Below are 12,918 nucleotides of genomic sequence, written 5' to 3'. Positions count from 1 at the left end.
GGGTTTCATGATCGAAGCGCGGGATGTTTCGGTGGCGATTGGGGGCAAGCGCATCGTCGCCAATGTCGATTTCGACATGCGGCCCGGTGAAGTCGCGGCGATCGTCGGCCCCAACGGCTCGGGCAAGACGACCTTCCTGAGGGCGTTGTCAGGCGATCTTGCCTATTCAGGCCAGATCGCCATCAACGGCCGCGATCTTGCCGCGATGAAACCGGTCGAGGCTGCGACAGTGCGTGCCGTGCTGCCACAGGCGACGACGCTGTCCTTCCCCTTCACGGTGCGCGAGATCGTCAGGCTCGGCCTGGTCGGCGGACGCTCCGGCGTACTGCCCGGCGAGGACGAGCACCTGCCTGAACGGGCGTTGTCGCGTGTCGATCTCGATGGCTTTGCCGGCCGTTTCTACCAGGAGCTTTCGGGCGGCGAGCAGCAGCGCGTGCAGCTTGCCCGCGTGCTCTGCCAGGTCTGGGCGCCGGTGCTCGACGGCAAGCCGCGCTATCTGTTCCTCGACGAGCCGGTTTCCAGCCTCGACATCAAGCATCAGCTGATCATCATGGGCATTGCCCGCGATTTCGCCAGAAGGGGCGGCGGCGTGGTCGCCATCCTGCACGACCTCAATCTGACGGCCATGTATGCCGACCGCATTTTCGTCATGCATCGCGGCAGGCTTGCCGCCAACGGTTCCCCGCAGGACGTGCTGAGCGACGATCTGATCGAAAAAGTGTTCGGCTGCCGGCTGAAGGTCGGCGCGCTGCCGCAGGGGAATATGCCGTTCGTGCTGCCGCAATCGGCAGCGTAACAGAAATCAGGCGGCCGGCGCCCGGCGCTCCAGCAGGTCGATGCCGAGCAGGTGTCGCACATTCGGTCGTGCCGCCACCATGTCGGCGATCGTATAGCGCTCAAGCACGGCAAAGAAGGCGTTGAGCGCCTCGCGCAGCGCCGAATTCAGCGCGCAACTGTCGACCAGCGGGCATTCGGCGGCATCGTTCTCGAAGCATTCCGCCATGGCAAAGCTCTCTTCGGTTACCCGCACGACGTCGAACAGGCTGATCTGCTCGGCTGCACGGCCGAGCCGGACGCCGCCGTTCCTGCCGCGCACCGTCTCGACCAGGCCATTCTCGACCAGCGGCTGCAGGATCTTGAACAGAAAAAGCTCGGATACCGAATAGGCGGCGGCGATCTCTGGGATACGGCTCAGCCGATCGGTGTTCGCGGCGCAATACATCAGGATGCGCATGGCGTAGTTGGTCTGGCGTGTCAGGCGCATTTTGTCCTCGCGAAGCAGTGGCTCGACCCTAAACACGCCGCGTCAACGAGCGACGCGCTTCAGGCCTTGTCTTTGTCCATGCCGTTGTCCCAAAACCGCAGCTCAGCTTTAGGCGACATCAGTGAATATGGCCTATACCTTGGAATAATTCCAGACAAGGACTGCATAATAGTTGAATATTATCGTCAACTTTGTGTGCGCGGCCGCGCAAAACGGCTGGGATGAAATGTGGCGCGCATTCGGCTGGGCGGGTTACTAAGTAAGTCCGCGAGATCCACCAGGAGCGGTTCCATGTCACAACCAGCCCAGGCTTTGGCGCCCGTCGCCCGGTCCGACGCCGATGCGTACGCCAAGCTTTCGGCGCTCCGGCGCACCAAATTTCTCGCTACGGCTGCACTAGCGCTCTGCGTCGTCATCTTTGCGGTGGCCAAGTCGTTCGAGGGCCGCTTTGCGTGGCTGGGTTTTGTCGCCGCCTTTGCCGAGGCTGCGACGATCGGCGGCCTGGCGGACTGGTATGCGGTGGTGGCGCTGTTCAAGCGGCCGCTTGGCCTGCCGATCCCGCACACCGCCATCATTCCTGAAAATCAGAACCGCATCGCCGACAATCTCGGCCGCTTCATCGAGGTCAATTTCCTGGCGCAGGAACCGGTGCGGGAAAAGCTCGCCGAGGTCGACTTTTCCGCGCTCGTCGCCGATTGGCTGTCGGATGCCGACCGGGCGGCCGGCCTGTCGCGGTTCGTCGGCCGTCTGGTGCCTCAGACGCTGGGGGCAATCGAGCAGTCCGGTCTGCGCGGCTTCGTCACCAGCCGCATGCTGGAACAGGTCGAAAAGGTGCCGCTGGCGCCGCTCGCCGCCGAATTGCTGTCGGCCCTGACCGACGACCGCCGCCATCAGAAACTGTTCGACGAGTTCACCAAGGTGGTCGGCCGGTTCCTGAGCGATGAAGAGGCGCTGGCGACGATGCGCGAGAAGATCCGCGAGGAATTGCCGTCGCTGTTCAACCTGTTTCGCGCCGATGCCTATCTCCTGAAGAAGATCGTCGCGTCAGCCGGTTCGCTGCTCGACGAGGTGAGGGCCGATCCCGATCATCCGATGCGCGCCGAATTCGACCGCTTCGTGGAAAGCTTCGTCGAGCGGCTGAGGACATCCAAGCAATATGCAAGGCGCGCCGAGAAACTGAAGCGCGATTTCCTCGCCCGGCCGGAGCTCAAGGCGCTGGCCGGCGACATGTGGGATAGTCTGCGCCTGTTCATCGAGCAGGACGCCAAGGCGGAGAATTCGATGATCCGCGCTCATCTGGCCAACATGTTCGTCGAGGTTGGCCGCCATCTTGCGGGCGATCCGCAGATCAGGGCCGACATGAACCAGGGTTTTATCGTGGCGCTGGCCTCCTTCGTCGAAAGCCAGAAGAGCGGCGTGTCGAAATTCATCGCCGACCAGGTCAAGCGCTGGGATCTTGCCCAGCTCACCAGGCTGATCGAGATGAACATCGGCAGGGACCTGCAATATATCCGTTTCAACGGCATGGTCATCGGCGGCCTTGCCGGCGTCGTGCTCTATACGGCGGAGCGGCTGTTTCTCGTCAACTGAGGCGCTGCGCACGGCTTTGAAACGTTCATTGCCTGTCCGAATGGACCGCGAAGCTCCGGTGCTCTATTCTTCTCTCTTCGGGTGCCGCATTCGCGGCAACAGGGGAGAGAACCATCATGGCAAAGCAACCCGATTCCGACTCCTTCATGGACATGTTCGGCCGCTTCGGCCGTGACCTGAAGTTGCCGAACGTCGATGTCGAGGCGATCCTCAGCCATCATCGCAAAAACCTCGAAGCCCTGGAAAAGTCGGCCAGGGCAAGTGCCGCCGGAGCGCAGTCGCTTATGTCCAGGCAGCGCGAGATGCTGCAGGACACGCTGCGCGAGATCACCGACATGGCGCAAAGCTACCGGACGCCGGGCAATCCGCAGGAGCTGGTGACGAAACAAACGGAATTCGCCAGGAAATCCTTCGAAACCGCGCTGAAGAATGCCGGCGAGGTCGCCGAACTGGTCAAGAAGTCCGGCACCGAATCGGTCGAGATCCTGCGCGATCGCATCAAGGAGGCGATGGCGGAGATCCGCACCGGCTACGAGAAGAAGTAGTCGGTCGCTGCCAAAACCGGTCGAGCCGGATTTCTCCTGGCTGGCCAAACCGCTCCCGTTCGTAGGGACAGGCCCCGGCATGATTTGGGCTGAACAGTCGGAACGGAATCGCATAAGCCGAATTGACAGAGGCGACCGGTTCGTGGTCCGGAGGCAGGGCAGGCGATCGGGAAAGCAGGAATGACGGAAACACGGCCGAGGACGCCGCCGACCTATGAGCAGCTCAGGGCCATGGCCGGGCAGGAACTTGGCGTGTCCGACTGGACGACGGTCGACCAGAACCGCATCGACCAGTTTGCCGAATGCACGGGCGACCATCAATGGATCCATGTCGATCCAGAACGGGCAAGGCGGCAAAGCCCGTTCCGCACCACCATCGCGCATGGCTATCTGACGCTGTCGATCATCGGCGCGCTGGCGCTCGACATGGGCATCGTGCCGGAAAACACGCAGGCCGCATTCAACTATGGCTTCGACAAGGTGCGTTTCCTGTCGCCGGTCCGGGTCGGCGCACGCATCAGATTGCGCACGACGCTTCTGTCCATGGAAGACAGGGGGCCGGGCCAGTACCTGATGAAGGCCGCCAACACCGTCGAGATCGAAGGCGAGCAGAAGCCCGCGCTGACCGCCGAAACGCTGGTCATGCTGTATGAGCGGCGGAGGCGGGCAGGGGCGTGAGGCGGCACCTAGCCCGGACCGTCAGTCACAACGCGCCATAGCCGCTTCAAGCGTCCTGAAGATACGCTCATCGCTGGATTGCGCGACGTTGAAGCGCATGAAGCGGCTTGCCGATTGAGACAGGCTGAACGCATTGCCGGGCGCCAGCACAATATTGGCCGACAAGGCGTATCGGGCGATATCGGCGGCATCCATCCCCTCGGGCAGGCTGCACCACAGAAACATGCCTGCCGGCTGGTCTATCCATGGCGTGATGCCGATGGCTCTCAGGCGGTTGGTTGTTTCGGCCATGGCGCGCGAAAGCCGTGCCCGCAGCAAATCCATGTGCTTGCGATAGAGTCCGTCCTTCAACAGCGTCAGCACCAGTTCGGATGCGAGCCGCCCGTTGCCAAAGGACGTGGCGATCTTGAGATCGGTCAATCCCTCCATCCAGCGCCGGGGCGCGGCGATGAAGCCACAGCGTATCGACGCTGAAAGCGTCTTGGAGAAGCTGCCGATATAGACAACCCGGTCGAGACCATCGAATGCCGCAAGCCGGGGAGCGGGCGTATGTTCGAAATCGGCAAAAATATCGTCCTCGATGATCGTCAGCCCCGATTGATCGGCGAGCTTGAGCAGGCGGTGGGCGACGACCGGAGACAGGATCGCGCCTGTCGGGTTATGAATGGCGGAATTGGTGATGTAGAGACGCGGCCCGTGCTCGGCCAGCGCCTGCGCGAACAACTCGATATCCGGCCCAGACGGTGTGTAGGGAACGCCGACAACCTTGACCCGGTGGGCGCGCAACAAAGCATGGAAATTGAAATAACAGGGATCATCCACCAGCACCGCGTCGCCTGGCTCAAGCAGGAACCGGCACAGGAGGTCGATGGCTTGCGTATCCGATTCCGTCAGCATGATCTGTTCGGGAGAGGCGTCGATGCCTTGCGCTGCAAGGCGCCGCGTCAGCAGATGACGCAGCGGCGGCAATCCGAGCGGAGTACCGTAATCCGCCAACGTAGCGGCATCGGCCCGCGCCACCGTCCGCAACGCCCGGCGCAGGCCACCCTCCGGCATCCACGAGGCCGGCAGCCAGCCGCAACCTGGCTTCAACACGTCCTCGCCCGCCTCCAGGGATTGGCGCGAAACCCAGAGCGGATCGACCGCCCGGTCGAGCCGGGGACCGATCTCGGCCAATGACAAAGGCGCAATTGGCCCGGCGGCATAATAACCCGAACCCGGCCGCGAACGGATATCCCCCTCGGCGGCAAGACGCTCATAAGCGTCGACCACGGTGGATTTGGAAACCTGCATGCTCTTGGCAAAGGCGCGGATCGACGGCAGCCGTGCTCCCGGTGTCAGGACCCGTGCGGCGATCCGGTGCCTGATCGTTGCCATGACGCTTTCGACAAGCGTCCCGTTGTTCCGGCTTTCCGTCGTCAGTTCATCCATCCGTACTGCTCGCTATATCATGACAGTTTCTTGGAATTGTACTGCATTGTCTCTGGTGATGCCACATGTCTTGGCCCGATAGAGAGCGAGAACATTGGGAGCGTTTAATGGACAAGACGGCGAGCGGCTGGGTGAGCGGCTTCATAGGCGTGCTGATTTTCAGCGGCTCGCTTCCGGCTACACGCGTAGCCGTGATGGATTTCGACCCGATCTTCTTGACCGCGGCCCGCGCCGCGACGGCCGGTATCCTCGGCCTTGTGTTGCTCATCGTTTTGCGCGCCGAGCGTCCGCAGCGTGGTGACCTGTTTTCCCTAATCATCGTGGCGCTCGGTGTTGTGGTCGGTTTTCCCTTGCTGACCGCGCTGGCGCTGAAACACGTCACCTCGGCTCACTCCATCATCTTCGTCGGCCTGTTGCCGCTGGCGACCGCGATCTTTGGCGTCATTCGCGGCGGCGATCGCCCAAGACCGGCTTTCTGGCTGTTTTCGTGCCTTGGCAGCGCGCTTGTGGCCGGCTTTGCGCTGGCGCAGGGCGGAGCGGCCTCGCCGCTGGGCGATAGTTTGATGCTTGCCGCCATCGTCGCATGCGGTCTTGGCTATGCCGAAGGAGCCGCACTGTCGCGTCGGCTCGGCGGCTGGCAGGTGATCTGCTGGGCGCTGGTGCTGTCGCTGCCGGCGATGCTTACGCTGACGCTGATGACCAAGCCGGCTTCGTTTGACGGCGTCGGTATCAACGCCTGGATCGGCCTCTGCTATGTCTCACTGTTCAGCATGCTGATCGGCTTTGTCTTCTGGTATCGCGGGCTGGCGCTGGGCGGCATTGCTGCCGTGGGGCAGTTGCAACTCCTGCAGCCCTTCTTCGGCCTCGCGCTGGCGGCAACGCTGCTGCATGAGCAGGTCAGTCCTGTGATGATCGCCGTCACGGTCGCCGTGGTGTTTTGCGTCGTTGGGGCGAAGAGGTTCGCGAAGCAGAATGCGCATCAAGAGGTGGCTGCGGAGTGACCGTCCCGTCCGTTACTGGAACTTCGTGACCACGCCGATGCCTATGCCTTCGAACCCGCCCATCGCCATCAGCGCTGCCGGCGCCTCCTCGAGACTGATCCTCTTACCGACCAAAAGTTCAGGCTTGAGCTTGCCGGTGCGGATCATCTCCATCATCGCCTGGTAGCGGTAGGCCTGCATGCCGTGGCTGCCGCGGATTTCGAGCTCGAAGGCGATCACCTTGTCCATCGGTATCTGCGGCCTGGCGTGATCGCCGAGCATCAGTCCGACCTGCACATGGCGGCCGCGCCGACGCAAATTGGCGATCGAGTTGAACGAGGTGGTAGGATGGCCGAGCGCGTCCATCGACATATGCGCCCCGCCATTGGTGATCTGCTTGACCGCCTTGACCACATTCGGTGTCTTAGAGGCATTGATCGTCGCCACGGCGCCGATCTTGCTGGCGAAATCGAGCTTCTCGTCGGTCAGGTCGATGGCAATGACGTTGGCGCCCATGGCGCTGGCGATCATGATCGCCGACAGGCCGACGCCGCCGCAGCCATGCACGGCCACCCATTCGCCCGGCGTCACCCGGCCCTGGTCGACGATGGCGCGGAACGACGTCACGAAACGACAGCCGAGGCTGGCGGCGGTGGCGAACTCCATCTTGTCCGGCAAGCGCACGAGGTTGGTGTCGGCATGGTCGATGGCGACATATTCGGCGAACGAGCCCCAGGCGCTGAAGCCGGGCTGGAACTGGTGCTCGCAGACCTGATGGTTGCCGGACGTGCATTCGAAGCAGCGGCCGCAGCCGACGGCGAACGGCACGGTGACACGCTCGCCGGGTTTCCAGCGGGTCACCTGCTTGCCGGTGGCGACCACGACACCGGCAAGCTCGTGGCCCGGTACGTGCGGCAGGCGGATGCCATCGTCGTGGCCCATCCAGCCGTGCCAGTCGCTGCGGCAGAGCCCTGTCGCCTCGACCTTGATGACGACGCCGCCCTGTGCCGGCGTCGGATCGGCAACGGTCTGGATGGTCGGCGCCTCGCCGAACTTTTCGAAGACGACGGCTTTCATAGGCGATTCCTCATGCTTTTACCGAGCAGCCTCTCTACTCGGCATCGATCTGGTTCTCAGGCGCCGCCTTCTGGAAGGCCGGCAGTGACATGCAGGCGGCGTGGATGCGCGAGATTGTCGGGTAGGGCGTCAAGTCGACGCCGAAACGGGCATTGCTTGCGATCTGGGCGACCAGGCAGATGTCGGCCAGGCTCGGCGTGTCGCCATGGCAGAACGCTCCTGTTTCCGGCGACGAAGCCAGGATCTTCTCAATTGGCTGGAAACCCTCGTTCACCCAGTGCCGGAACCAGTTGACGACATCCTGGTCGCCGGCGCCGAACAGGATGCGAAGCGAGGTCAGCACGCGCAGATTGTTCACGGGATGGATGTCGCAGGCGATCATCTGCGCCAGCATCCTGACGCGCGCGCGTCCCAGCGCATCCTTCGGCAGCAGCGGCGGCTCGGGGTTGGTTTCGTCAAGGAATTCGATGATAGCCAGCGATTGCGTCAGCAACTTGCCGTCGCCCAGGATCAGCGCCGGCACCAGCCCCTGCGGGTTGACCGCGAGATAGGCTGGCTCCAGGTGCTCGCCGTGCCGCAGGTGGTGTGGCACATACTCGTAGTTCAGCCCCTTCATCTCCAGTGCGATCCGCACGCGGTAGGAGGTGGAGGAGCGGTAGTAATTATGAAGGACGATGTCGCTCATCAGGTCACGGCTTCGATTGCTGGCGGCACATTCGACCGATTTGGGTGGTCGGGCAAGCTATTGCATCGCAAAATCCATTCAAACGCGATGTGCTTTAGGCGTCACTGCGATGTACTATTTGGCAATAATCTGGCCATGGTCGCGGGGCTATCCTGTGCCGGAGGAAACTGAAACGAGCCCAAGTGACAGCAGCCACATGACCGCAGCCCCATGACAGCCAGTGATCGCGCCCGGTTCTTGATCATCGACGACCATCCGCTGTTTCGCGAGGCGCTGCACAGCGCCGTGCAGATGGCCTATCCGGAAGTCGACACGGTGGAGGCGCGCACCATCGCCGAGGCGCTTGAGCTTCTGGCGGATGCCAAACCCTTCGATCTTGCCTTGCTCGACCTCAGTATGCCCGATGTGCATGGTTTTGAAGGGCTGCTGCAGCTTCGGACCCGTTATCCGCGCCTGCCGGTGGTCATCGTTTCGGGCTATGAAGAGCCCAGGATCATTTCCGAGGCGCTGTCCTATGGGGCTGCAGGTTTTATCCCCAAATCGGCACGCAAGAGCGATCTGGCGGCAGCTATCCGCTCGGTGATGGAAGGCGCGATCTATGTGCCCGAAACCTACGAAAGCCAGGCACCCGCCGCCGACAGCGCCGACCGCGCCGAGATGGTGCAGCGTCTCGCCAAGCTGACGCCGCAGCAGCTCCGGGTGTTGCAGATGCTGCGCCAGGGCCTGCTCAACAAGCAGATCGCCTACGAGCTGCAGGTCGGCGAAACCACGGTCAAGGCGCATGTCTCCGAGATTTTGCGCAAGCTCAACGTCTACAGCCGCACGCAAGCGGTGATCGAGGTTTCGAAGTTGGACAATGCGGAGCTGTTTCGCGATCAGGCGGGGTTTTAGCATCGGCCGCGGATGGACGTTCGCGCGACAGGACGGGCACGATGAAAGCCACAGCGCTCGATCATATCGTTCTCGCGGTCGATAATGTCGAGCGCGCCTGCCGCTTCTACGAACGGGTGCTTGGCATGGAGCCGCGACAGGAGCGGCCCGGCAAATGGTCGTTGCATTTCGGCGCCAATAAAATCAGTCTTCAGGACGCACGCGCCTTTCCCGACATCGCGCGTGACACCGTGCCGGGCAGCGGCAATTTCTGCGTGCTCACCGATACGCCGATCGACGAGGTGGTGAGGCAGCTCTCGGCGGAAGGCATCGAGATCGTCGCCGGGCCTGGCGAACGTTCTGGGGCAGTCGGCACCATCTTGTCGGTCTATTTCAAAGACCCTGACGGGAACCTGGTCGAAGTCAGCAACCAGCTGAAAAATATCTAAGCGAGCAGATGCGCGAGCAACGCCCTCAATTGTGCTGGTTTCAGCGGCTTGCGCATCAGTTCGATGCCGGCCGCGCGGGCGGCTTTCGCAATGGCCTCCGAACCGTCGGCGGTGACGATCAGCGCCGGTACGGCGCGGCCGAGATAGTCGCGGACCTCGGCGACGGTGGCGGTGCCGAGGTCGCCGCCGTCGAGATGCTGGTCGGCGATGACGATATCAGGGACCCAGGCGGTGTCGCCGAGCAGGTCGAGCGCATCGTCGGTCGAGGTGGCGGCGCGCACCAGGCATTGCCAGCGTTCGAGCAGGGACGTCATCGCCTGCAACACCTCGGCGTCGTTTTCGACCAGCAGCACTTTTGTGCCGAACAGGCCGTAGCCGCGGGGCCGCTCCATGTCGGCCGCGTTGGCGATGGCGTCGGCCGTCGCGCCAATGCCGACCGGAACGTCTATATGGAAGATCGTGCCATGGCCGACCTTCGAGGAAAACGTCACGGGATGGCCGAGTGCGGCTGCGATGCGACGCACGATGGCCAGGCCCAGTCCCAGCCCGCCGCCGGCAAGTCCGGCATCAGCCGGGATCGTGCCGCGGTGGAATTCCTCGAATACGGCCTCGCGCTGGTCGTCGGGGATGCCGCAGCCGGTATCGGCGACATCGATGCGGATCGTGTCGCCGCGATGCCTGGTGCCGACCAGCACGCCGCCGGAGCGGGTGTAGTGCAGCGCGTTGGAAAGGATGTTCTGCAGGATGCGGCGCAGCAAGGTACGGTCCGAACGCACGAGTTCGTTGACCGGCCGGAACTTCAGCGTCAGCCCCTTCATATCGGCGACCGGCAGGAAATCCGAGCGCAGCGAGGAAAACAGTGTTTCCAGATTGACGTCGCCGATGTCGGGCTGCACGACGCCGGCGTCGAGCTTGGAAATGTCAAGCAAGGTGCGGAGCAGATCCTCCATCGTCTCCAGCGACCGCTCGACCTGCCGGACCAGCTTCCTGCCTTCGTCGGAGGTCTGCACCTCGGCGAGCGCCGAGACGGACAGATGTGCGGCGTTCAGCGGCTGCAGCACGTCGTGGCTGGCGGCTGCCAGAAACCTGGTCTTGGACAGGTTCGCCAACTCGGCGTTTTCCTTGGCGGCACTGAGATCGATGTTCGACTGCTCCAGCCGGCGCAAGGTCGAATGAAGTTCCTCAGTGCGCGTACGCACGCGATTCTCGAGCGAAATCGCGGTCTGGAACAGCGAGAAGGCGTTGCCCTGCTGGTCCATCGACCGCTCGACGCGGCTGACCAGGGCGGCGTTGATCTTCTTCAGCTTCTCCAGGTCGGTGATGTCCCTTAGCGGCATGCGGATTTCCTACTCCGCCGCCTGGCGCTCGCCGAAGGCGATGCCGGTAAATGTCTGGTTCAGATGCATCGACCGGTATTGTTCGCCATAGGTGCCGAAGCCGATGACATTGTTGACCCGGTAGAGTTCCGAAATATCGCGAAAGACCTGCCGGTTGCGGGCGTCGAGCCGGCGCAGTACACAGTCGAAGCCAAGGATCATGTCGATGCCGCCCAACCTGTCCTCGACGTCCCTCAGGGCGGCACGCGTCGCTTCTACCATATCCTTGGGCTGGGCGATGGAAAGGACGACGCCATCGTCGATGGCGCAGAAGAACGACAGCGAGCCGTCCGGATGCATCCTCTGGATCGAGCGGCAGTAATATTCGCCGCCAACCTTCACCACCACCGGATGCGAGGCGAAACTCAGCGGCGTCAGCGTCTGCGCGACGATGCCGACAGAAGCGGCGTATTCCTCCGCCGCATTGATGGCGTTGAATTCGCGCACGATGCGACGATCGGGATCGGACGCCGTCACCACGAGCTTCTCATCGGTGGGAACGAAATTGTCGGTCTTGAAGACGTGGAAAGGAATTTCGGTGGCGATCAGCACGATGATGGCGCTGTCGGAGGCGACCTTGCCGTTCGAGATCAGCCGCGTCGTCTCGAATTTGAGATCATCGCCGGCCGATCCGCCAATCAGCGGAATGTCGTCGAGGCCCCAATGGATAGCCGAGGTTACCGCTTCCTCGGCGTAGGACAGGCCGTCGATGAAGCAGAGCGCGAAGGTGCTTTTGGCCCGCTCGGGCCTGCTCCCGCGCAGCGAACGCCTGAGCATCTCGACTTCGCCGGTGATCTTGTCCATGCCCGACGAGGACAAATTTTCGACCATGGTGCTGGCCACCGAGAACGATGAGGAGGGAAGCAGCATCGCCAGGATATGGCCGTCCTCCAGCCCCTGCGGCGTGATTTCGCCGGCGGTCGAGCAGCCGGCATAATTTAGCGCTGGCGCATGGGTCTTCAGCGCATCCGCCAGGGCAGCCGCCTCGACAAGGCTTTGCGAGAAGAAGAGCAGGGCGAAGCCGGCATCGATGGCGGCGGCTTCCTGTGCCACCGCCCGGGCGAACGCATCGGAGTCGGGCTTGTCGGTGGTGAGCGCCGACAGGCCGCATGCATAGCGCGTCCGTGAACTGGCCAGCGGCTTCCTCCTGTTCCTCCGACGCTCTCCTTGTTCGCGACTCTTTTGTTTGCTTGAGGCGCGGGGGCATCGAACCATTGTTGTCTTGAAGCGACGCTTTGGCAATGAGCCGGCGTGACCGAAAGTACAATATGCGGACTTTCGGGCGAACTGCATTCTCACGACTTCGGGATTTCGAGCCGCTTTTTCCGTGTGTTACACGGGTGGAGGAAGAGCGAACAGCCGGAGCGCTCGGGCCGCATCGGCGACGGAACGACCAAGGTAAATACCCAGGGAGGTTTCATGTCGGAAGTATCGTTGACGGTGAACGGAAAGCGGGTCGGCGGCGTCGCCGAAGATCGCACGCTGCTGGTTCATTTCCTGCGGGAGAATCTCGGCCTCACCGGCACGCATGTCGGTTGCGACACCTCGCAATGCGGTGCCTGCGTGGTTCATGTGGATGGCAAGGCGGTCAAATCCTGCACGATGCTGGCGGTGCAGGCTTCCGGCTCCACCATCGTCACGATCGAAGGTCTGGCCAACGGTGCTGACCTGCATCCGGTGCAGGCGGCGTTCAAGGAGCATCACGGGCTGCAATGCGGTTTCTGTACGCCGGGCATGATCATGGCGGCGACAGACATGATCAACCGCCACCCCGAAGGTCTCGACGAGGCCACGGTGCGGGTCGAGCTCGAAGGCAATATCTGCCGCTGCACCGGCTACCACAACATCGTCAAGGCGATCCTTGCCGCATCGGCGACGATGTCCAAGGGAGCGAAGGGCAAGGCCAAGCAAGCAGCGTGAAGTCAATGGTGAATGGTGAATAGTCTGGTTCAGGCTCCAATCACCCACTAAGG

At 62.6% G+C, this 12,918-nt stretch carries 14 protein-coding genes; 8 read left to right on the top strand and 6 right to left on the bottom strand.

What is annotated here, in order from left to right:
- Positions 1 to 7: 7 nt before the first annotated feature.
- Positions 8 to 796, top strand: a complete 789-nt coding sequence (locus tag MESS2_RS20510) for a heme ABC transporter ATP-binding protein (protein ID WP_040593591.1) — start codon at positions 8 to 10, stop codon at positions 794 to 796.
- A gap of 6 nt (positions 797 to 802) precedes the next feature.
- On the opposite strand, the gene rirA is transcribed toward MESS2_RS20510, so the two are convergent.
- Positions 803 to 1,264, bottom strand: a complete 462-nt coding sequence (gene rirA / locus MESS2_RS20505; protein ID WP_008876358.1) for an iron-responsive transcriptional regulator RirA — start codon at positions 1,262 to 1,264, stop codon at positions 803 to 805.
- Positions 1,265 to 1,555: 291 nt separating this feature from the next.
- Here rirA and MESS2_RS20500 point away from each other — a divergent pair, with 291 nt between their 5' ends.
- From MESS2_RS20500 to MESS2_RS20490, 3 genes are all read left to right on the top strand, one after another.
- Positions 1,556 to 2,854: a DUF445 domain-containing protein gene (locus MESS2_RS20500; protein WP_008876357.1), complete on the top strand. Its 1,299-nt coding sequence runs from the start codon at positions 1,556 to 1,558 to the stop codon at positions 2,852 to 2,854.
- Positions 2,855 to 2,970: 116 nt separating this feature from the next.
- A complete protein-coding gene (locus MESS2_RS20495) occupies positions 2,971 to 3,399 on the top strand; it encodes a phasin family protein (RefSeq protein ID WP_008876356.1) in 429 nt (142 codons plus the stop codon).
- Between the two features lie 180 nt (positions 3,400 to 3,579).
- Positions 3,580 to 4,077, top strand: a complete 498-nt coding sequence (locus MESS2_RS20490) for a MaoC family dehydratase (protein WP_008876355.1) — start codon at positions 3,580 to 3,582, stop codon at positions 4,075 to 4,077.
- Between the two features lie 21 nt (positions 4,078 to 4,098).
- Here MESS2_RS20490 and MESS2_RS20485 read toward each other — a convergent pair whose 3' ends face one another.
- Positions 4,099 to 5,508, bottom strand: coding sequence for an aminotransferase-like domain-containing protein (locus MESS2_RS20485; protein ID WP_008876354.1), 1,410 nt, complete (start codon positions 5,506 to 5,508; stop codon positions 4,099 to 4,101).
- A 107-nt stretch (positions 5,509 to 5,615) separates the two neighbouring features.
- Between MESS2_RS20485 and MESS2_RS20480 the strand changes: the two genes are divergently transcribed.
- Entirely contained in the window at positions 5,616 to 6,509 is an 894-nt protein-coding gene (locus MESS2_RS20480; RefSeq protein ID WP_008876353.1) for a DMT family transporter, read from the top strand.
- Between the two features lie 12 nt (positions 6,510 to 6,521).
- On the opposite strand, the gene MESS2_RS20475 is transcribed toward MESS2_RS20480, so the two are convergent.
- Positions 6,522 to 7,565, bottom strand: a complete 1,044-nt coding sequence (locus MESS2_RS20475; protein ID WP_008876352.1) for a zinc-dependent alcohol dehydrogenase family protein — start codon at positions 7,563 to 7,565, stop codon at positions 6,522 to 6,524.
- A 34-nt stretch (positions 7,566 to 7,599) separates the two neighbouring features.
- Positions 7,600 to 8,250 carry a maleylacetoacetate isomerase gene (gene maiA, locus MESS2_RS20470; protein ID WP_008876351.1) on the bottom strand — a complete coding sequence of 217 codons (651 nt, stop codon included), beginning with the start codon at positions 8,248 to 8,250 and terminating at the stop codon, positions 7,600 to 7,602.
- 210 nt (positions 8,251 to 8,460) lie between these two features.
- On the opposite strand from maiA, the gene MESS2_RS20465 reads away from it, so the two are divergent.
- Both MESS2_RS20465 and MESS2_RS20460 read left to right on the top strand, forming a co-directional pair.
- Positions 8,461 to 9,141, top strand: coding sequence for a response regulator (locus MESS2_RS20465; RefSeq protein WP_008876349.1), 681 nt, complete (start codon positions 8,461 to 8,463; stop codon positions 9,139 to 9,141).
- Between the two features lie 41 nt (positions 9,142 to 9,182).
- Positions 9,183 to 9,569, top strand: a complete 387-nt coding sequence (locus MESS2_RS20460; protein WP_008876348.1) for a VOC family protein — start codon at positions 9,183 to 9,185, stop codon at positions 9,567 to 9,569.
- On the opposite strand, the gene MESS2_RS20455 is transcribed toward MESS2_RS20460, so the two are convergent.
- Together MESS2_RS20455 and MESS2_RS20450 are read right to left on the bottom strand one after the other, a co-directional pair.
- Positions 9,566 to 10,906, bottom strand: a complete 1,341-nt coding sequence (locus tag MESS2_RS20455; protein ID WP_008876347.1) for a hybrid sensor histidine kinase/response regulator — start codon at positions 10,904 to 10,906, stop codon at positions 9,566 to 9,568. The genes MESS2_RS20460 and MESS2_RS20455 overlap by 4 nt on opposite strands.
- Before the next feature lie 9 nt (positions 10,907 to 10,915).
- On the bottom strand, positions 10,916 to 12,160 hold the full coding sequence (locus MESS2_RS20450) for an FIST signal transduction protein (protein ID WP_008876346.1): 1,245 nt from the start codon (positions 12,158 to 12,160) through the stop codon (positions 10,916 to 10,918).
- Positions 12,161 to 12,364: 204 nt separating this feature from the next.
- Between MESS2_RS20450 and MESS2_RS20445 the strand changes: the two genes are divergently transcribed.
- The gene (locus MESS2_RS20445; protein ID WP_008876345.1) at positions 12,365 to 12,865 is read left to right on the top strand and encodes a (2Fe-2S)-binding protein; all 501 of its coding nucleotides are present in this window, start codon (positions 12,365 to 12,367) and stop codon (positions 12,863 to 12,865) included.
- Positions 12,866 to 12,918: the final 53 nt, after the last annotated feature.

This window comes from Mesorhizobium metallidurans STM 2683 (assembly GCF_000350085.1).
In the GTDB taxonomy this organism is placed as follows: domain Bacteria; phylum Pseudomonadota; class Alphaproteobacteria; order Rhizobiales; family Rhizobiaceae; genus Mesorhizobium; species Mesorhizobium metallidurans.
The sequence above is the reverse complement of the archived record's forward strand: the minus strand, read 5'-3'. Positions and strand labels throughout refer to the sequence as shown.